Below are 18,040 nucleotides of genomic sequence, written 5' to 3'. Positions count from 1 at the left end.
GACGAGATCGAGAGCGCCGGTCTCCACCGAATGGCGGGCGGTTGCGACGTCGTTGATCCGTGCGGCGTGCAGGATCGGCAGACCGATGTCCCGTTTCAGCGCCGCCACGGTGCCGAGATGCGGCGCCGAGGGCGTTCCCATGCCGGGGATCACGTGGCTGAGGCCTTCATCGGTGTCGATGTGTCCCTTGATCACGCTGATGAAGTCGATCAGCCCGCTGGCGGCGAGGCGCCGGGCGATCTCGAAGCCTTCAGCGGCCTCCAGACCTCCTTCCGCGTCTTCGTCCACCGCCATGCGGATGCCGACGATGAAATCGGGTCCGACCGCCGCGCGGATAGCTTCCAGCACCTGCAAGCAAACCGCAGACGCTTGTCCAGGGTACCGTTCCAGTCGTCCTCGCGGCGATTGGTCAGCGGCGACCAGAAGGCGTCGAACAGGTGGCCGTAGGCTTCGATCTCGATACCGTCCAAGCCGCCCTCGCGGCAGGCCGTCGCGCCCAGGGCGTAGTCTGCGATGACTCGCGCGATGTCCCAATCTTCCATCGCCTTAGGAAAGCTGCGGTGTGCCGGTTCGCGGATCGCCGAAGGCGCCACCAGCGGCAACCAGTCGCCCGCGTAGTTGGAACTACGCCGTCCCAGGTGCGTGATCTGGCAAAGCACTGCCGTATCGTAGGCGTGACAGGCCTCGGTCAGGTGGCGGAACAGCGGTACGATCTTCGGATCGTGAAGCTTCAGGTTGCCGAAGGCCGGCGGCGAATCGGCGGCGACGACGGCCGATCCTCCGATCATGGTCATGGCGATGCCGCCCTTGGCCTTCTCGACATGATAGAGCCTGTAGCGCTCGGTCGGCAGACCGTCTTCGGCGTAGTTCGGCTCGTGACTGGTGGAGACGAGTCGATTGCGCAGCGTCAGGTGACGCAGTTGGAACGGCTGGAGGAGGGGGTCGAGCTTTCTGTCGCTGCGCATGGGACGGCATTTCACACGCTGCGCAAGCGCGCGTCCATGCCCTCGGCAGTCCGGCAGGCGCAGGGCCGCCCTTCCGAGCGTGCAGCCCTCCTGCCGTTCCGCCCGATGTACAAGCTGCCGGGCTGAGGGAAGGGATGATCCAACGTGTGGGAGAGACTGACCGCAACTCTGACGAGTCTGAACGCCCTGGAGCTGACGGTTCTGTTGGGTGCGACGCTGGTGGCCGGTTTGGTGCGCGGTTTCAGCGGGTTCGGCTCCGCGATGATCCTGGTGCCGTCCTACAGCCTGGTCTTCGGTCCCGCGGTGGCGATTCCGATCATGTCTCTGGTCGATGTAGCAGGCACACTGGGTTTGCTGCCCAGGGCGGTGCGCAGCTGCAATTGGCGGGAGGTAGCCCCTCTGACGTTGGGGGCTTCGCTGCTGCTGCCGCTCGGGGTCTACCTGCTGATCGTGGTCGATCAGGAGCTGCTACGCTGGATCATCTCGCTAACGATCCTGCTGCTGGTCCTCGTGATGGCCAGTGGATGGCGCTACACAGTCGCGCCGACGGCGTGGTTTTCCGTCGGGGTCGGCGGGGCGGCGGGTCTGATGGGTGGCTCGATCGGGATCGCCGGCCCACCCGTGATTCTTTTTTGGTTGGGCGGACAGGCGAAGGCCGTCACGGTGCGTGCCAACATCATCGTCTTTCTGGCCTTGGTAACGATCGTCGCTTGGATCAGCTTTTTTGTCGGTGGGCTTTTCACGAGCCAGGTTCTGACGATGTCCGTGCTGCTGGCTCCGATCTACGCCGTCGCAATCTGGGCCGGCGCACGCGGCTTCCGCTTTGCCGACGAGCGTTGGTTCCGGCGCCTGGCGTTCGGCATTGTCGCGGTGATCGCGCTTCTGAGTTTACTCGGTTGAGGCTGGCCGAAGTCTTTCCTGCCGAGGCCTTGGTGCCGCGGTTGAACTTAGGCTAGAAGACAGGCGCCATGACCGAGGTGCGTTTTTACCATCTGACCCGTCGACCGCTCCTGCAAGCCTTACCACGACTGCTGGAACTAACGGTCGGGCGTGGCAAACGGGCGCTGGTCCGCAGCGGCGATTCTGAAAAGGTGGAACCGCTGGCGGAGCACCTCTGGAGCTACGACGAGAAGGGCTTTCTGCCGCACGGCACCTCGGTCGACGGTCAGGCGGAAAAGCAGCCGATCTGGATCACCGCGACCGAAGAGAACCCCAATGCCTCCGACTACCTCTTTCTGATCCACGGTGCCGACTGGTCGGATATCGCGGCCTTCGAGCGCTGCATGTTGCTGTTCGACGGCCATGATGGCGCCGCCGTTCAAGCCGCGCGCGGGCAGTGGAAGGTCTTTCGAGAGGGCGGCCATAGCCTGAGCTACTGGCAGCAGGACGATGACGGCCGTTGGATCGACAAGGCCTCCCAGACTTAGCTCATCGAGCCCTGCGAGACCTTTGAATATCGCGGCTTTAGGCGACCAAGGGAATCATGCGGACCTTGGCGTTGGGGTGGTCGTGAACCAGGCGGTACACCTCGGCATCTTCCACCGTTAGCTTGTGAAAATCGCCGTCGTCGACCGAATAGACGAACTTCGGCTTCGGACCGTAGACGCGCACTTCCTCGGCCTGGTGAAGTGGAGTAACGCCCAGGCGTTCGAAGTGGTCCTTGTCGCTGAAAGCGCCGTGTCCGAAGACGTAAACTGAGTAGGTCATGGGTTTACCCTCCTTGGGCATTTTTTGGACGGCGTCTCAGCAACCGTACGAGTGAGATTATTAATTTTTAACTTTTCCTCGGATATCGGTACTGATCGAAACCCGGTCTGTTGTTGACGCGTCGAATGGGTGCGCGCCCTTCCCTCGAGTTGATATATGCGCACTCTGTGCGCTTTGGACAAGCCGATCATGTGTAATTTCGTGTAAACTACCGTAACGGATGGAGCGCACCTGTTGCGCTTTCTGCTTCGCTTGGCTGCCTTGTGTCGCCACGCGACGCAGCCTAAGCTTCGGCTGTGGCGACGATCTGGCACCGGCGGCCCGCAGGCGAAACCGACGCAATGAAAGTTCCGCGCAAGAAGGACGATGCCGGTTTGGAGATGACCGCCGAGGCGTTCAGGCGTTGGCGCAAGACGCTTGGCATGACGCAGAAGGATGCCGCCGAAGCGCTCGGGCTGAAGCGTCGTGTCGTTCAGTACTACGAGAAAGGCGAGCGGAAGGGGAAGGCCGTCGAGATTCCTCTGACCGTTCGGCTTGCCTGCTACGCCCTCAGCACCGAGGTTCTGGATTATGCCGGACCGGACGAGGAGGGCTTTGCGGTGACCCGCGTCGTCCGGCCAAAGACCAAACGTAAGACCGCCAAACAGAATGCCGCTGCCAAACCCGGAGACGACGCCAAGCCGGCCACCCGGGAGCCGGCTAATTAGGGAGCGCGACCCTAGCCGTAGCCGGGCAGGTCCTCGAGCCGGTGTCGGGAGCGGGCGAAGAGGCCGGACCCGCGGCCGCAGACCTTGCCGGTCTCGTCCAGCACGACACCCTCGGCGATCAGTTGCGTGCGGGTTTCGCTGACCAGCTTGGCCTCGCCGGCCATGCGGCTTCCGACGATCGGACGGGTGAAGTAAAGGGTGAAACTCGCCGTCAGCAGGAAGGCGTCGGCAACGGCGGACTGGGCGGCGAAGAAGCAGCTGTCGTCCAGGACCTTGAAATAGTGGGTGCCATGCACGGCGTGAGCGGCGTGATGGAAGCTTTCCTGGATTGGGATCTCCAGCCGTGCGGCGCCGCTCGAGATGGCCATCTCCCCGGAATAGTAGCCGTTGAAGGGGGCTGCGGCGTACATCCGCTCGAGTTTACGATGATGCTCGTCCGTCATCCGGTGGCGTTCAACTCCCTTTCTCGTGCCGTCTTCGCGGATGGCGCGCCGGCGGTGTTCCTGTATCTGGCGGTCCTTCGGGTCTTTCGGTAGGCGCCGGATGACGGAGGCTTCTCTGTCGTGCGTCCGCGCTATCCCGCCGCTTCCAGGTCGCCTTGAGCTTCCAGCCAGCGTTCCTCGGTCTCGGCGATGGCCGCCTTTACCTCCGCATGCTTGGTCTGGAGCCTCGTAAGCCGGTCGGCCGGACCGTCGTAGAGGGAGGGATCGGCCAACTCCTGTTCCAGAAGGTCGAGAGCCGCCTGCAGTTTCTCCAGCCGGGCCTCCGCTTGGCGGGCCGTCTTCTTGAGATCGGCGACCGCGGTCCGTTGGGCGGCAGCTTGACGGCGGCGGTCGCGGGCGTCCGGTTGGCCGCTCGCCCCGGACTGGCTGCGCGCTTCCGCCTTCGCCTGTCGGCGTTCGGCACGGCGCTGGTCGAGCAGCAGCTGGCGGTAGTCCGCCATGTCGCCCTCGAAGGGCCGGACCGTACCCTCCTGGACCAGCCAGAGCCGGTCGGCAACCAGCTCCACCAGGTGAGGGTCGTGGCTGACCAGAATCACGCCGCCTTCGAAGTCGCCCAGCGCTTGCACCAGGGCCTCTCGGGCGTCGACGTCCAGGTGGTTGGTCGGCTCGTCGAGAATCAGCAGGTGAGGTTGTTCGCGGCTGACCAGTGCGAAGAGCAGCCGTGCCTTTTCACCGCCCGACAGCTTGGCGGCCTGGGTATCCGCCTTGTCGGCCGAGAAGCCGAAACGGCCCAGATGACTGCGCAGCTTTTCTTCGGTCGCCATCGGCATCAGCTGCCTCAGGTTGGTGAGTGCGGTTCCGGTCAGGTCCAGTGCCTCCGCCTGGTCCTGGGCGAAGTAGCCGACCCGCAGCTTCGGCGAACGGGCGAGGCGTCCGGCCAAGGGTTTCAGCCGGCCGGCGAGCAGGCGGGCGAGGGTGGACTTACCGTTGCCATTGGCGCCCAGCAGGGCCACCCGGTCCTCCATGTCGATGCGGAGATTGAGGCCCTGCAGCACGGGCGTTTCACAGTAGCCGACGGAGGCGCCCTCAAACGACAGGATCGGCGGGCTGAGCGGTTCCGGTCGGGGGAAGTCGAGCCTGACTGTCTGGTTCTCGACGACGGAGACGATCGGCTGGAGCTTCTCCAGCATCTTCAGCCGCGACTGGGCCTGCCGCGCCTTCGTGGCTTTGGCGCGGAAGCGGTCGACGAAGGCCTGGATGTGACGGCGCTGCGCCTGGATCTTGGTATTGGTCGCGGCCTCGCGTTCCAGGCGCTCGCGCCGGGTTCGCTCGAAGCGGTCGTAGTTGCCCTGATAGAGGCTGAGACGTTCGGCCTCCACATGCAGGATGCGATCCACCGTTCGATTGAGCAGGCCGCGGTCGTGGCTCACCAACAGCAGCGTGCCGGGATAGGACTTCAGATAGGTTTCAAGCCAGATCGCCGCCTCCAGATCGAGATGGTTGGTCGGCTCGTCCAGCAGCAGCAGATCGGGTTCCGCGAACAAGAGGGCGGCCAGAGCCACGCGCATGCGCCAGCCGCCTGAGAATTCCGCGCAAGGCCGTCGCTGCGCCGCCTCGTCAAAACCGAGCCCGGCCAGGACGCGCGCCGCGCGCGCTGGCGCCGCCTCGGCGCGAATGACGGCCAGCCGCTCATGGACTTCGGCGAGGCGCGCCGGATCGCTGACCGTCTCGGCTTCGGTCAGCAGCGCCGTGCGCTCGCTGTCCGCCGCCAACACCGTGTCGATCAGAGAGCGCGCTCCGCCCGGCGCTTCCTGTGCCACGGTCCCGACCCGCACCCGGCCCATCAGGCGGACTTCGCCGCCATCGGGATGCAGGTCGCCGGCGATCAGCTTCAGAAGCGTGGTCTTGCCGGCGCCGTTGCGTCCGACCATGCCGACGCGCCAGCCGCGCTCGAGAGCGACGGTGGCGCGCTCGAAGATCGTTCGGCCGCCGTGGCGGAAGGTCATGTCGTTGACGTGCAGCATGGCGGCCGAGGAGATAGCATGAGGTTCGCCGAACGGGCTATCCGCTTAACTCCGATCATCTGGCCTCTGGGCATGAGAGCTTCGCTATCGCGTCGCCTCGACCGGCAGCGGTTGCCCCGGCCGGCTAAGGCCGCTATAGGTCCGCCCGACTTTCGGCGGCGCCGGCTTCACCTGAGGCGGCGCCGCTTCCGCAAACGCTACGAACGGAGATCCGATCAACCATGGCGATCGAGCGTACCTTTTCGATCATCAAGCCCGACGCGACCAAGCGCAACATCACCGGCAAGGTCCTCGACCGCTTGGAATCCGCCGGCCTGCGCGTCGTCGCTCAGAAGCGGCTGCAGCTCACCAAGGCCGAGGCCGAGGGCTTCTACGCCGTACATCGCGACAAGCCCTTCTTCGGAGACCTGGTGGCCTTCATGACCTCCGGGCCTGTCGTGGTGCAGGTGCTCGAGGGCGAGAATGCCGTCGCTAAGAACCGTGAGGTCATGGGCGCGACCAACCCGGCCAACGCGGAGCCTGGCACGATCCGGGCGGATTTCGCGGAATCCATCGAGGCGAACTCGGTCCATGGTTCGGATGGCGCCGACACGGCGGCTGAAGAGATCGCCTACTTCTTCGCCCAGACTGAAATTACGGGTTAGCCCTCGGGGGTGTCGGGCGGTGGTTCAAGCGCCGCTTAGACCCGCTGATCCAGATCCAACTAAAAACGGCGGGCCGCCTCTTGGGCGCCCGCCGTTTGCTTTCGCTGTGTTCGTGACGCCTTTTGGCCCGGGCGCCTTTCGGTCCAGCCGACCCGGCTTAGCCGACGAGGGCGAAGCCGACCACCAAAGCGACGATGACGACGATGAGGGCGGTGCCCCGCACACTGTTCTTGACGAAGCCATTGTAGATCTTCTGGTGCTCGGTCAGCAGCTCTTGCTCGAGTGTCTCGTCGTTCGCCATGGGATCCTCTTTTGCTTCGGTCACGTCCTGCACCGCGTAACGGTTGTGGGGCTCCCAGGCTGCCTGCCTGCAGCCCCCTCCGTCGACTGTCTACGCGAACTGATCCCTTCGCTCAAGCGCCTGAAGCTTCCGGTGTCGGGTTGATCAGGAGGCGTCCAGGGCCGCACGCACTTTCCACCCGTGCCGTCTCGCCACTCACCTCGATCCGACCGGTCGCGTAGAGCGCGAGGCAGGTCGGGTAGAGCCTGTGCTCCGCCTCCAGCACCCTGGCCGCCAGGCTCTCCGGGTCGTCGTCGGGCAGAACCGGGACGGCGGCCTGACCGAGGATCGGACCCTGGTCCACCGTCTCCCGGACCAGGTGCACGCTGCAGCCGTGGAGTTTGACGCCGGCTGCGAGCGCGCGACCGTGGGTATCGAGACCGGGAAAGGCCGGCAGCAATGAGGGATGGATGTTGAGCAGCCGGTCGTGCCAGTGCGTCACGAACCAGGGCGTCACGACCCGCATGAAACCGGCCTGGCAGACCAGCTCCACCTGAGCTGCCTCCAGGGCTTCGGTCATGGCTTTTTCGAAAGCTTCGCGGTCGGGAAAGGTGCGATGGTCGACGACGGCGGTTGCGACGCCAACGGCCGACGCGCGCTCCAGGCCTTGAACCTTGGCCGTGTTCGAGAGCACCAGGACGATCTCGAAGGGACAGTCCGGCTGCGCGGCGGCATCGAGCAGGGCCTGCAGGTTGCTGCCGCGCCCGGAAATCAGAACTCCGACCCGCTTGCGTGTCACGCCGGCGCGCCCTCGAGCAGCACCGCTTCGCCCCGTCTCGGCACGATTTCCCCCAGGCGGTAGACGGTTTCGCCCGCCGTCTCCAGCAGGCTCGTCAATTCGTCGGCCCGCTGCGGAGCGACGACCAGCACGAACCCGATGCCGCAGTTGAAGGTTCGGAGCAGGTCCGCCTGGGCCAATCCGCCCGCCTCGACCAGCCAGCTAAAGAGCGGTGATTCCGGCCAACGACCGCGGTCCAGGCGATAGGCCAGATCGTCCGGGACGACCCGTGGCAGGTTCTCGATCAGTCCGCCGCCCGTGATATGGGCCATGGCATGCACGTCGCCCGACCGGATCGCGGTCAGCGCCGACTTCACGTAGATCCGGGTCGGAGTCAGCAGCGCCTGGCCGAGGGTTGCGTCCGGCGTTGCGGCCGCGAAGGGGGCGGGTTCGGCGTAGTCGAGCCCGGCTGTCTCGACCACCTTGCGGACAAGGGAGAAGCCGTTGGCATGCAGGCCACTGGAGGCCAGTCCCAGCACGGCGTCGCCCGCTTGCACCCGGGTTCCGTCCAGCAGCGCGTTCCGTTCCACGGCGCCGACGGCGAAGCCGGCCAGGTCGTAGTCGCCCTCGGCATAGAGACTTGGCATTTCCGCAGTTTCGCCGCCGATCAACGCACAGCCGGCCTGCCGGCAGCCATCGGCGATACCGGCAACGACGTCGCGGCCGATCTCCGGCTGCAGCCGTCCGACGGCGTAGTAGTCCAGGAAGAACAGCGGTTCGGCGCCCTGGACCACCAGATCGTTGACGCACATGGCGACCAAGTCGATACCGACTCCGCTGTGAAGACCGGCGGCCAGCGCGACTTTCAGCTTCGTGCCGACGCCGTCGGTCGCGGAGACCAGAAGCGGATCGTCGTAGCCGCAGGCCTTCAGGTCGAAGACGGCGCCGAAGCCGCCCAGACCGCCGAGAACGCCGGGCCGTGCCGTCGACTTGGCAAGCGGCTTGATCGCCTCGACCAGGGTGTTGCCGGCGTCGATGTCCACGCCTGCGTCCTTGTAGGTCAGTCCGGCCATGATCTGCGGGTTCCGAAGCTCCAGAAAGGGGATGCACTGCCACCGGCAGCGTTTGTCATCCCGCGGCGCCTCCAGTATGACTGGAGGGGTAGCTACCGTCCGACGCGGGCGGCGCGAGCATAGCGAATCCAAGGGGCGTTTCAATGCGGATCACCGGGCCCGTGACGGCTCTCTTCCTGCTGCTCGGAGTGGCTCTGGCGCCCTCTGTCGCGCTGGCGCAGAGCAATTCGCAAGTCTTCACTGTGCGAGGTGTCGAGGTCGACGTGACGGCCGACGGCATCACGGCCGCGCGTCGGCAGGCTCTTGCGCAGGGGCAGGTCCGGGCGATGCGCGACCTGTTGGAGCGTTTGATCCTGCCGGAGGACTATGGCTCGATCCCGCCGCTCTCGGCTGCCGAAGTGCAGGACTACGTGCTCGATTTCGGCGTCGCCGACGAGCGCACCTCGGCCGTACGCTACATCGCGAGCATGACCGTGCGCTTCCGTCCCGGTGCCGTGCGACGGCTGCTGAGGGCGAACGGCCTGCGCTTCGCCGAAGTGCAGTCGAGACCCGTTCTGGTGGTTCCGGTTTGGAGCGAGGGCAGCGGCGACCGGCTGTGGCAAGGGTTCAACCCCTGGCTCAGTGCCTGGATCCTGGAGTCCGATGTGGTCGAATTGGTGCCGGTTCTAACACCCCTCGGCGATCTGGAAGACCTCCGGGATATCGACGCGGTACAGGCGCTTGCCGGCGACTCGACGCGGCTGAGGACGATCGGCGAGCGCTACGGCGCGGACAGCGTCCTGGTCAGCCATGCGGTGCAGGAGGGCGATCCGGACGTCGGACTCGGAGGGGTTCGGGTAGAAAGCCGCCGCTATCGCCAAGGCAATCTCGATGAGACCTTTGTCGAGTCCTACAGCCAACAGCAAGGCGAAGACTTGCCGGCGCTTCTGGAGCGTGCGGCCGCCGCGATCGACCGTGGTCTGCAGGAGCAGTGGAAGCGCGCCAACGTCATGAGTTTCGATGAGCTGCAACGCATTCTGGTCGAGGTGCCGGTCGCCGAACTGAGCGACTGGTTGCTGGTCCGTCGTCGGCTCGAGGGTCTTGCCAGTGTGGCGGCGAACGACTTGGTCAGTCTGACGCGCCAGCGAGCGTTGGTCGAGCTGGCCTTCTACGGTTCGATCGATCAATTGCTCGGGCAGCTCGAGCAGCGAGACTTGCTGCTGACTCGGCAGCGCGGGGGCTTCGGCGGAGAGTCCCGGAGCGTTGTGATTTCCGGCCAAGGGGCCAGCGGACCGCTGCCGGGCACTCATGCCGTCGCGGCGAAGCCGCAACCGGACTGGCGCCTGACCACCCGCGGCTCGCCCGCCGCCGGGCCGGGTGTCGAGGTCACTCCGATATCTCCTCCGGCCTCGAGCGAGACGGCGCCGCAGACTCCGCCGCAGACTCCGCCGCAGACCCTGCCGCAACCCGGAGGTCCCGCGGCCGCACCGGCCAGGACACCACCGCCCGCACCCACGGTCGTGCAATAGGCCAGCAGCTCGCTTCTCCGCGCCTGTGAAGCATGGCTATATAGTGCCGATGCCGGCTTGGATTCCGAATGTCATCACGATCGGGCGGCTGATCTCGGTTCCGATCTTCGTGGCCCTGCTGCTCAACGGGGACAGGACGGCCGCCGTCTGGGTCTTCGTCGCGGCCGGCGTATCCGATGCCGTTGACGGTTTTCTGGCCAAGCGCTTCGATGCCGCCAGCAAGCTGGGGGCTTTCCTCGATCCCGTTGCCGACAAGGCGCTGCTGCTCGCCGCCTTTATGACCCTGGGTCTGCTTGGGGAGGCCCCTCTCTGGCTTGTGGCGGCCGTGGTTTTGCGGGACATCGTCATCGTCGGCGGGGCGTTGCTCTATCATAGCGTGACGCAGGCCTTGACCATGGAGCCGCTTGCTGTGAGCAAGCTCAATACCCTGGTGCAGATTGCACTGGCGGCGGCGATTTTGGCGCGGCTCGGTCTGGACTGGAACTCCGGGCCGGTCGAGACGATGCTGATCTACGCTGCGGCGGCGACCACGACCGTGTCCGGCGGGGCTTACATATGGATTTGGGGCCGTCGCTATGCGGCCTTCGAGCGGCAAGAGGGGAAGTAATGCAGCGAAAGGCGTGTGCGCGATGAGCCCCGAGCGGCAGTTTCGCTTCTGGACCGTCGGCCTGGTGGTCTTTATCGCCTTGCTCTGGCTCTTGAGCGAGATCCTGCTGCCCTTCGTTGCGGGTATGGCGATCGCCTACTTCTTCGATCCCGTCTGCGACCGTTTGGAGCGCTTGGGGCTCAGCCGCGTCATGGCGACAGTGGGCGTCACCGGTCTGTTCGTCGTGGTTCTCCTGCTGGTCCTGGGACTGCTGATCCCCGCCGCGATCAGCCAGGCCGTGGATGTCAGCCGCGCGGTACCGGCCGTCATCGACCTGTTGCGAGAGCGCTTGGCCGATCTGCTGACGACCGTTCAGGCCGAACAGCCGGAAGTCCTGGACCGCGTGCGCGAGTTCGTATCCTCGCGCCTGGGCGATGCGGTGACCTGGTTGACCACTCTGGCCGGCAACCTCTTGACCGGCGGATTGGCGGTGCTCAGCCTTCTGTCTCTGCTCTTCATCACGCCGGTGGTGACCTTCTTCCTGCTGCGCGACTGGGATACGATGATCGCCAAGATCGATGGTTGGCTGCCGCGTCAGCACGCGCCGACCATTCGCAGACTGGCGCGGGAAACCGATGACATCCTGGCCGGCTACGTTCGCGGAATGGCGACGGTCTGCTTGGTGCTCGGCACCTTTTACGCCATCGGACTCAGCCTGATCGGATTGAACGGCGGGCTCTTCGTCGGCCTGCTGGCCGGCGCACTCTCCTTCATTCCCTATCTGGGCGCGATGGGCGGGCTTCTGCTCTCCGTCGGTTTGGCTTTCGCGCAGTTCGATAATTACTGGCTGGTGGCCGGAACGGCGGCCATCTTCATGGTCGGCCAGGCGGTGGAGGGCAACTTCCTGACGCCCAAGCTGGTCGGTGAGAAGGTCGGCCTCCATCCGGTGATCGTCATCTTCGCGCTCTTGGCTGGCGGCGCGCTCTTTGGGTTCACGGGCGTATTGATCGCGCTGCCGGTTGCGGCAGTCGCCGGCGTGCTGGTGCGTTTCGTGTTGGAGCAGTATCTGCACAGTCCGCTCTACGGCCGCGTGCAGCCGGCCGAGGACGACGTGGAGGACCGGCAGGCGTGAGCCAGCTCCCGCTCGAGCTGCCCCAGCGTCCAGCCTTGGGGCGCGGCGATTTCCTCGTCGCGCCGGCCAACGAAGCTGCGGTGGCCTGGATCGATCGCTGGCCCGACTGGCCAAGCGTTGCGCTGGTGTTGGTCGGACCGCCGGGCAGCGGAAAGAGTCATCTGGCCGAAGTCTGGCACTCCGCCAGCGGTGCCTCGCCGGTCACGCCCGCCGACTTGAAATGCCAGTCGCCCGACCGTTTGGTGGAGCGCGCGCAGGTTCTGTTGCTCGAGGACGCGGAAGGCAACCTCGGCGGGGAGGGGGAGGAGGCGCTTCTGCATCTCTACAACCTGCTGGCCGAGCGGGGCGGGCAGCTTCTCCTGACCGGTCTTCGGGCACCCAAGCGCTGGAACATCTCTTTGCCGGATCTGGCCTCGCGCCTCGCGACGGCGACGGTGGCGGAGTTGGGGGCGCCGGACGACGCCCTGCTGCAGGCCGTGCTGGTCAAGCTCTTCGCCGACCGTCAACTGCTGGTCACAGCCGAGTTGGTCGAGTTTCTACAGCGCCGCATCCCACGCAGTTTCGCCGCCGCCCGCGCCATCGTGGCCGCGATCGACCGGCGTGCCCTGGCCGAGCAGCGCGGCATCACGATCACGGTCGCTCGGGCCGCCTTGGCCGAGGAAGTCGAGGCTCTGGAAGCGTTGGAAGATCAAACCTAGCAAGGAAAAAATCGTCATGGATTTGGGAATCGCCGGACGTCGGGCGCTTGTCTGCGCCGCCAGCAAGGGCTTGGGCAAGGCTTGCGCCCTGCAGCTCGGACAGGAGGGAGTGGAGCTGACACTGGTCGCCCGGACGCCGGGACCGCTCGAGGCGACGGCCGAAGAGATCCGCAAGGCCTGCGGTGTCGCCGTAACGACGGTGGCCGTCGACATCACCACGCCGGAAGGCCGTGAGGCCGCGCTGCGGGCCTGTCCCGAACCCGATATCCTGATCAACAACGCTGGCGGGCCGCCGCCGGGCGACTTTCGGGATTGGGGGCGCGACGCTTGGATCGCCGCGCTGGATGCGAACATGTTGACGCCGATCGAGCTGATCAAGGCCACCGTCGACGGGATGATCGACCGCCGCTTCGGCCGGGTCGTCAACATCACCTCGGCGGCGGTGAAGGCGCCGATCGATGTTCTGGGACTCTCTAACGGCGCGCGTGCCGGACTGACCGGTTTCGTGGCCGGGCTGGCGCGCAAGACGGTCGCGCACAACGTGACGATCAACAATCTGCTGCCCGGGCCCTTCGAGACCGACCGCTTGCTGTCCACGATCTCCGCCGTCGCGCAGAAGAGCGGCAAGTCGGTCGAGGCGGTCACCGAGGAAAGACGGAAGGGGAATCCGGCGCAGCGCTTCGGCGATCCGGCCGAATTCGGTCAGGCCTGTGCCTACCTCTGTAGCGCGCAGGCAGGCTTCGTGACCGGGCAAAATCTGCTTCTCGATGGTGGAGCCTACCCTGGCACGCTCTAGCCGTTAAACTCCGCGGACGAATTTCGGCGAACGTAAACGTTTACAAGACTTTTCGGTCGTTGGCACACGACTGTCGGGTGAGTTAGCTTTCGGCCGTCGCGCGCTGGAAACCAAGCGAATTGTTACAATTTTGTGAAGCACATCAGGCGATGTCGCGACATGAATCCGCCGCAGCTCCGGAGACCGAATGGGCCACGAAATCGAACTGAAGCTGCTCCTGGCACCGTCGCAGCTCAAGAAGCTGACTCGTCTGCCGTTGTTGCGCGCGTTCGCCGTGGGACGAAGCCAGAGTAGACAGCTCGATAGCACTTACTTCGATACGTCCGATTTTCTGCTGCGGGACCGCGGCATGGCGCTGCGGGTGCGGCGAATCGGCGACCGACGGTTCCAGACGTTGAAGATGGCACCCGAGGCCGCCGCCGTGCTGGCGGAGGAAGCCGGCGAGCGTTTGAACGGCGTGCAGCATTTTCTGGAGTTCGAAAGCGAGATTTCCGGAGATCTGCCGGAGCTCTCGGCGATCGATGCGCCGGGCCTCCGGGATTGGTTCGCGGAGGCGAAGCTCGGCGATCGCCTCGAGCCTGTCTTCACGACGGCCATCGCCCGCCGGACACGTTTGCTTCGCATGGCGGATACGGAAATCGAACTGGCCCTGGACCTCGGCGAGATTCGGGCTCAGGGCCGCAGCGCGGCGATTTGCGAAGCCGAACTCGAGCTCAAGTGGGGCCAGCCGACTCGCCTGTTCGAGCTGGCCATGATGCTGGCCGAGGCGCTTCCGCTGAGGCTCGGCGGGCCGACCAAGGCCGCGCGCGGCTACGATCTCTTTGCGGGGCGGGAGCCGCTGCCGGCCAAGGGGCAGAAACCGTCGGTGACGTCGGCGATGTCCGCCGCGGAGGCCTTCGCAAAGGTCATGCGCTGCGCGATCGATCAGATGCGCGCCAACGAGGAAGCGGTCTTCGCGGAGGCCGATCCCGAAGGCGTACATCAGCTTCGGGTCGGTGTTCGCCGCGCCAGAGCGGCACTGTCCGTGTTCAAGCCGGCGATGCATGAGACCGCGCACGCGCGTCTCGGGGAGGAACTGCGTTGGTTGCAGCGCGAACTGGGACCGGCCCGCGATTTCGATGTGTTCCTGGAGGATACGGTCCAGCCTTTGTTGCGCCGCTTGCCCAGCGAACCCAGTCTCCGGACTCTCGAGCAGGCGGTGAGGCGCGCCAGGGATGAGGCTTACAAGCGGGCGCACGCGTCGCTCGAAGACCCACGCTACGCCCGACTGCTCTTGCGCCTTGAGCTCTTTCTGGCCGAAGGCACCTGGAAGCGGCCTAGAGACGGCGGTCGGCCGAGCTTTGCCGACGCGCCGATCGGCGATCTGGCTGCGGCCTTGCTGGACAAGCGCCAGCGTCAGCTCCGAAAGCTGCATCGCAAGGCCAAGGGCGGTGACGAAGCGGCCTTGCATGGGGTTCGGATCGCGGCCAAGAAGCTGCGCTACGCGGCGGAGTTCTTCCGCGATCTCTATGGCCGAAAGACGACCCGTCCCTATACCGACGCTCTGGCCGAGCTGCAGGATACGCTGGGCGCGGTCAATGACGCCGTGGTCGGTCATCGTCTGCTCGACGAGCTGGAGCCGCGCCTCGCGAAGTCCGGCGAGGACGCAAGTCTGCCAGTCGGTATCGTTATGGGGTGGCAAGCCGCCCGGATCGAAGATGACCTGAAGCGCTTCGAAGCCGTTTGGAGCGCTCTGCGGGCGCACAAGCCCTTCTGGCGACAAAAGAACTAGCTCGGGAAGTTGCCTCCCGTGAAGGTGTCTGCCAGGATCCTTACTCCAGGTCGCGTGGGCGCAGGAACGCCGTCAGACGCGCGCTGCCCGCCTGCAGATCGGGCCAGTTGCTCTGGTCCAACGCGAAAACCGCGAGACCCGCCGTCGGAAATTTTTCGGCCAGGCGGTCGCGGTCGCCGGCGGCGCTGCCCGGTCCCGCGAGACATAGCGAAAGCGTTTCCAGGCCGGGATTGTGAGCGATCACCATCAGCCGGTCGATGGTATCGGGCGTGCGATGAACTTGTCGAAGGATCTGGGCTGGACTGGCAAGATAAAGGCTGCGCAGGATCCTGAGGTCGGAACTGCCTCCCAGTTTCGCCGCCGTGAGCCGCCAGGTTTCCTGAGTTCTGACCGCGGCCGAGCAGATCACCAGCTCGGGCAAGAGGTCGCGGGCAGCAATTTCGGCGCCGATCCTTGGCGCTGCCTTGCGGCCGCGGGGCGACAGGGGGCGGTCGAAGTCGTCGAGACGAGTGTCGTCCCAAGCCGACTTGGCGTGACGGTAGAGGAGCAGGGTCTTCATGGCGTCTGGTTTTAGCCTGTTCCGCCGCGTCACGCGCGCTGTTCATTGCAGGGTCGGCTTGCTACACAGTTTTGTCTTGTCCGGCTGGTAGGGTTTCATTCGAAACTGAGGCGCACGGGCAGAAGGTCGGGAGACAGGCAGGAGCCGATGCAGAAGACTGCTGAAATCGAGACCCCCGCCGACGTGAAGCGAAAGCGCGGTTCCGCGCTTGCAGGCCAGTCCAAAGAGGCGAAGGCCAGCCCGTCACTGTTCGAGGCGTCGGAGCGCTTCATCAACCGCGAAATCTCCTGGCTGGAATTCAACGAACGGGTGATGGAGGAGGCTTACAACGCCCGCCACCCACTTCTGGAGCGCGTGCGTTTCCTGTCCATTTCCGGGTCCAACCTCGATGAATTCTACATGGTGCGCGTCGCCGGCCTGAAAGGTCAGGTACGTGCCGGCGTCCTAAAGCAAAGTCAGGAGGGGCTGACTCCGGCCCAGCAGCTTGCCGCGATCAACCAGCGAGCCGGGCGGTTGATGGAGGATCAGCAGCATTGCTGGCGCAGCCTTGTGACCGAGTTGCGGGCCGAGGGAATTTGCGTTCTGACCGCGACGGAGCTGAGCGCCTCCGAGACGGAATGGCTGGAGGCCTACTTTCTGGCCAATGTCTTCCCGGTTTTGACGCCGATCGCCATCGATCCGACACATCCCTTCCCCTTCATGCCGAACCTCGGCTTCGCGATGGTGGCCGAGCTCTATCTGCCAGACGAGAAGGAGGTGCTGAACGGGCTCGTGCCTCTGCCCTCGCAGGTCGAGCGCTTCATCCGTCTGCCTGACGACGGCCGGCAGCAGCGCTATATCTCGATCGAGCAGGTCACGCGGCTTTTCATCGAACGGCTGTTTCCGAACATGGAGGTCCACGAGGTCGGCATTCTCCGGGTCGTACGGGATAGCGACATGGAGATCGAGGAGGAGGCGGAGGACCTGGTCCGGGTCTTCGAATCCGCTCTCAAGCGCCGGCGTCGCGGCAGCGTCATCCGCATGACGGTGAACACCGACATGCCGGCGCACATGCGCGACTTCCTGCAGCGCGAAATCGATGTCGAGCCGGATGACATCTTTCCGCTCGAGGGTTTGCTGGGCATCGTCGATACGAAGCAGCTGATCGGCAAGGACCGGCCGGATCTGCTGTTCGAACCCTACACGCCGCGCTTTCCCGAACGGATCCTCGATCTCGACGGCGACTGCTTCAAGGCGATTGCCGCCAAGGACATCGTGGTTCATCACCCCTACGAAAGCTTCGATGTGGTGGTGCAGTTCCTGCGCCAGGCGACCCAGGACCCGAACGTGGTCGCGATCAAGCAGACCCTCTACCGGACCAGCGAGGACAGCCCCATCCTCAAGGCCTTGTCGGAGGCGGCGGAGGCCGGAAAGTCCGTGACGGCCCTGGTCGAGTTGAAGGCGCGCTTCGACGAGGAGCGCAACATTCGCTGGGCGCGCAACCTGGAGCGGGCCGGCGTTCACGTGGTCTATGGCTTCATCAAGCTGAAGACCCACGCCAAGGTTTCCATGGTGGTGCGCCGCGAGGGCGAGGGTCTGCGCACTTATGTGCACTACGGCACCGGCAACTATCATCCGATCACGGCCAAGATCTACACCGACCTCAGCTACTTCACGACGGATCCCGCGCTTTGCCGGGACGCCGCGAAGCTGTTCAACTACATGACCGGTTACGCCCGGCCAGGCGAGATGGAGCGGATTTCCATCTCGCCGCTGACGCTGCGCTCGACTCTGCTGAGTCTGATCGATGACGAGATCGAGCACGCCAACGCGGGCCGGCCTGCCAGCGTTTGGGGCAAGGTCAATTCGCTCGTGGATGGCGAGGTGATCGACAAGCTCTATGAGGCCAGCCAGGCGGGGGTGAAAATCCACCTCGTCGTGCGGGGAATCTGCTGCCTACGTCCCGGAGTTGACGGCCTCAGCGAGAACATCATCGTGCACTCGATTGTCGGCCGCTTTCTCGAACACAGCCGCATCGTCTGTTTCGGCGCCGGTCACGGACTCCCGAGCCCCAAGGCTAAGGTCTTCATCTCCTCGGCTGACTGGATGCCCCGGAACCTGGACCGGCGAGTCGAAACCCTGGTGCCGATCGTCAATGAGACCGTTCATGCCCAGATCCTCGATCAGGTGATGACGGCCAACATCAAGGACGAGGCACAGTCCTGGATCATGCAGCCCGACGGAGAGTTCGAGCGGGTCGAAGCGGGCGACGACGCCTTCAGCGCTCAGTCCTTCTTTATGACGAATCCCAGCCTTTCCGGGCGTGGTTCGGCATTGCGCAAAGAAAAGTTGGCCCGTAAGGGCAACTAGAAGGTCGGGACGTCGGGACG

18 protein-coding genes and 1 pseudogene are annotated in these 18,040 nt (G+C 65.1%); 11 read left to right on the top strand and 8 right to left on the bottom strand.

The annotated features are described in order from the left end of the window. Positions 1-965, bottom strand: a pseudogene (locus DBZ32_RS22395) (oxidoreductase); the annotation flags it as partial. 144 nt (positions 966-1,109) lie between these two features. On the opposite strand from DBZ32_RS22395, the gene DBZ32_RS04670 reads away from it, so the two are divergent. Together DBZ32_RS04670 and DBZ32_RS04665 are read left to right on the top strand one after the other, a co-directional pair. Further along, positions 1,110-1,865 (top strand): sulfite exporter TauE/SafE family protein, encoded by a 756-nt coding sequence (locus DBZ32_RS04670; RefSeq protein ID WP_119165918.1) that lies wholly within the window; start codon positions 1,110-1,112, stop codon positions 1,863-1,865. Between the two features lie 68 nt (positions 1,866-1,933). Then, positions 1,934-2,392 carry a DNA polymerase III subunit chi gene (locus DBZ32_RS04665; RefSeq protein WP_119165917.1) on the top strand — a complete coding sequence of 153 codons (459 nt, stop codon included), beginning with the start codon at positions 1,934-1,936 and terminating at the stop codon, positions 2,390-2,392. 37 nt (positions 2,393-2,429) lie between these two features. On the opposite strand, the gene DBZ32_RS04660 is transcribed toward DBZ32_RS04665, so the two are convergent. Then, entirely contained in the window at positions 2,430-2,672 is a 243-nt protein-coding gene (locus DBZ32_RS04660) for a hypothetical protein (RefSeq protein ID WP_119165916.1), read from the bottom strand. A gap of 341 nt (positions 2,673-3,013) precedes the next feature. Between DBZ32_RS04660 and DBZ32_RS04655 the strand changes: the two genes are divergently transcribed. Next, the gene (locus DBZ32_RS04655) at positions 3,014-3,379 is read left to right on the top strand and encodes a helix-turn-helix domain-containing protein (RefSeq protein ID WP_235830047.1); all 366 of its coding nucleotides are present in this window, start codon (positions 3,014-3,016) and stop codon (positions 3,377-3,379) included. A gap of 11 nt (positions 3,380-3,390) precedes the next feature. Here the strand turns inward: DBZ32_RS04655 and DBZ32_RS04650 are convergent, their stop codons facing one another. Continuing rightward, the gene (locus tag DBZ32_RS04650) at positions 3,391-3,822 is read right to left on the bottom strand and encodes a PaaI family thioesterase (protein WP_119165915.1); all 432 of its coding nucleotides are present in this window, start codon (positions 3,820-3,822) and stop codon (positions 3,391-3,393) included. Positions 3,823-3,953: 131 nt separating this feature from the next. After that, entirely contained in the window at positions 3,954-5,846 is a 1,893-nt protein-coding gene (locus tag DBZ32_RS04645) for an ABC-F family ATP-binding cassette domain-containing protein (RefSeq protein WP_119165914.1), read from the bottom strand. Positions 5,847-6,067: 221 nt separating this feature from the next. On the opposite strand from DBZ32_RS04645, the gene ndk reads away from it, so the two are divergent. Next, positions 6,068-6,490, top strand: coding sequence for a nucleoside-diphosphate kinase (gene ndk / locus DBZ32_RS04640; protein ID WP_119165913.1), 423 nt, complete (start codon positions 6,068-6,070; stop codon positions 6,488-6,490). Between the two features lie 157 nt (positions 6,491-6,647). Here ndk and DBZ32_RS04635 read toward each other — a convergent pair whose 3' ends face one another. The 3 genes from DBZ32_RS04635 to purM all read right to left on the bottom strand — a co-directional run bounded on the left by DBZ32_RS04635 (position 6,648) and on the right by purM (position 8,621). Further along, the gene (locus DBZ32_RS04635) at positions 6,648-6,791 is read right to left on the bottom strand and encodes an aa3-type cytochrome c oxidase subunit IV (RefSeq protein WP_162906561.1); all 144 of its coding nucleotides are present in this window, start codon (positions 6,789-6,791) and stop codon (positions 6,648-6,650) included. Positions 6,792-6,903: 112 nt separating this feature from the next. Continuing rightward, entirely contained in the window at positions 6,904-7,569 is a 666-nt protein-coding gene (gene purN / locus DBZ32_RS04630) for a phosphoribosylglycinamide formyltransferase (protein ID WP_119165911.1), read from the bottom strand. Further along, complete coding sequence (gene purM / locus DBZ32_RS04625) at positions 7,566-8,621, bottom strand: phosphoribosylformylglycinamidine cyclo-ligase (RefSeq protein ID WP_119165910.1); 1,056 nt, start codon at positions 8,619-8,621, stop codon at positions 7,566-7,568. Before purM ends, purN begins: the two co-directional genes overlap by 4 nt. A 143-nt stretch (positions 8,622-8,764) precedes the next feature. Between purM and DBZ32_RS04620 the strand changes: the two genes are divergently transcribed. The 6 genes from DBZ32_RS04620 to DBZ32_RS04595 all read left to right on the top strand — a co-directional run bounded on the left by DBZ32_RS04620 (position 8,765) and on the right by DBZ32_RS04595 (position 15,112). After that, positions 8,765-10,129 (top strand): DUF2066 domain-containing protein, encoded by a 1,365-nt coding sequence (locus DBZ32_RS04620; RefSeq protein ID WP_119165909.1) that lies wholly within the window; start codon positions 8,765-8,767, stop codon positions 10,127-10,129. A gap of 49 nt (positions 10,130-10,178) precedes the next feature. Further along, a complete protein-coding gene (locus tag DBZ32_RS04615; protein WP_119165908.1) occupies positions 10,179-10,736 on the top strand; it encodes a CDP-alcohol phosphatidyltransferase family protein in 558 nt (185 codons plus the stop codon). 22 nt (positions 10,737-10,758) lie between these two features. Then, positions 10,759-11,847 (top strand): AI-2E family transporter, encoded by a 1,089-nt coding sequence (locus tag DBZ32_RS04610; protein WP_119165907.1) that lies wholly within the window; start codon positions 10,759-10,761, stop codon positions 11,845-11,847. Then, the gene (locus tag DBZ32_RS04605) at positions 11,844-12,545 is read left to right on the top strand and encodes a P-loop NTPase family protein (protein WP_119165906.1); all 702 of its coding nucleotides are present in this window, start codon (positions 11,844-11,846) and stop codon (positions 12,543-12,545) included. Before DBZ32_RS04610 ends, DBZ32_RS04605 begins: the two co-directional genes overlap by 4 nt. Before the next feature lie 16 nt (positions 12,546-12,561). Then, on the top strand, positions 12,562-13,341 hold the full coding sequence (locus tag DBZ32_RS04600; RefSeq protein WP_119165905.1) for an SDR family oxidoreductase: 780 nt from the start codon (positions 12,562-12,564) through the stop codon (positions 13,339-13,341). A 187-nt stretch (positions 13,342-13,528) separates the two neighbouring features. Beyond that, complete coding sequence (locus DBZ32_RS04595; protein ID WP_119165904.1) at positions 13,529-15,112, top strand: CYTH and CHAD domain-containing protein; 1,584 nt, start codon at positions 13,529-13,531, stop codon at positions 15,110-15,112. A 40-nt stretch (positions 15,113-15,152) separates the two neighbouring features. On the opposite strand, the gene DBZ32_RS04590 is transcribed toward DBZ32_RS04595, so the two are convergent. Continuing rightward, positions 15,153-15,671 carry a SixA phosphatase family protein gene (locus DBZ32_RS04590; RefSeq protein WP_119165903.1) on the bottom strand — a complete coding sequence of 173 codons (519 nt, stop codon included), beginning with the start codon at positions 15,669-15,671 and terminating at the stop codon, positions 15,153-15,155. A 147-nt stretch (positions 15,672-15,818) separates the two neighbouring features. On the opposite strand from DBZ32_RS04590, the gene DBZ32_RS04585 reads away from it, so the two are divergent. Beyond that, positions 15,819-18,020, top strand: coding sequence for an RNA degradosome polyphosphate kinase (locus DBZ32_RS04585; RefSeq protein ID WP_119165902.1), 2,202 nt, complete (start codon positions 15,819-15,821; stop codon positions 18,018-18,020). Positions 18,021-18,040: the final 20 nt, after the last annotated feature.

Source organism: Algihabitans albus, from assembly GCF_003572205.1.
Taxonomy (GTDB): Bacteria; Pseudomonadota; Alphaproteobacteria; order Kiloniellales; family DSM-21159; genus Algihabitans; species Algihabitans albus.
Note: the sequence above shows the minus strand (reverse complement) of the source record. Positions and strands in the feature narration are given on the sequence as shown.

Bases quoted from the DNA above. Each gene is read 5' to 3' on its own strand.
- DBZ32_RS04665 (WP_119165917.1), top strand. From the start codon at position 1,934: ATGACCGAGGTGCGTTTTTACCATCTGACCCGTCGACCGCTCCTGCAA.
- DBZ32_RS04660 (WP_119165916.1), bottom strand. From the start codon at position 2,672: ATGACCTACTCAGTTTACGTCTTCGGACACGGCGCTTTCAGCGACAAG.
- DBZ32_RS04655 (WP_235830047.1), top strand. From the start codon at position 3,014: ATGAAAGTTCCGCGCAAGAAGGACGATGCCGGTTTGGAGATGACCGCC.
- DBZ32_RS04650 (WP_119165915.1), bottom strand. From the start codon at position 3,822: ATGACGGACGAGCATCATCGTAAACTCGAGCGGATGTACGCCGCAGCC.
- DBZ32_RS04645 (WP_119165914.1), bottom strand. From the start codon at position 5,846: ATGCTGCACGTCAACGACATGACCTTCCGCCACGGCGGCCGAACGATC.
- ndk (WP_119165913.1), top strand. From the start codon at position 6,068: ATGGCGATCGAGCGTACCTTTTCGATCATCAAGCCCGACGCGACCAAG.
- DBZ32_RS04635 (WP_162906561.1), bottom strand. From the start codon at position 6,791: ATGGCGAACGACGAGACACTCGAGCAAGAGCTGCTGACCGAGCACCAG.
- purM (WP_119165910.1), bottom strand. From the start codon at position 8,621: ATGGCCGGACTGACCTACAAGGACGCAGGCGTGGACATCGACGCCGGC.
- DBZ32_RS04620 (WP_119165909.1), top strand. From the start codon at position 8,765: ATGCGGATCACCGGGCCCGTGACGGCTCTCTTCCTGCTGCTCGGAGTG.
- DBZ32_RS04615 (WP_119165908.1), top strand. From the start codon at position 10,179: ATGCCGGCTTGGATTCCGAATGTCATCACGATCGGGCGGCTGATCTCG.
- DBZ32_RS04610 (WP_119165907.1), top strand. From the start codon at position 10,759: ATGAGCCCCGAGCGGCAGTTTCGCTTCTGGACCGTCGGCCTGGTGGTC.
- DBZ32_RS04600 (WP_119165905.1), top strand. From the start codon at position 12,562: ATGGATTTGGGAATCGCCGGACGTCGGGCGCTTGTCTGCGCCGCCAGC.
- DBZ32_RS04595 (WP_119165904.1), top strand. From the start codon at position 13,529: ATGGGCCACGAAATCGAACTGAAGCTGCTCCTGGCACCGTCGCAGCTC.
- DBZ32_RS04590 (WP_119165903.1), bottom strand. From the start codon at position 15,671: ATGAAGACCCTGCTCCTCTACCGTCACGCCAAGTCGGCTTGGGACGAC.
- DBZ32_RS04585 (WP_119165902.1), top strand. From the start codon at position 15,819: ATGCAGAAGACTGCTGAAATCGAGACCCCCGCCGACGTGAAGCGAAAG.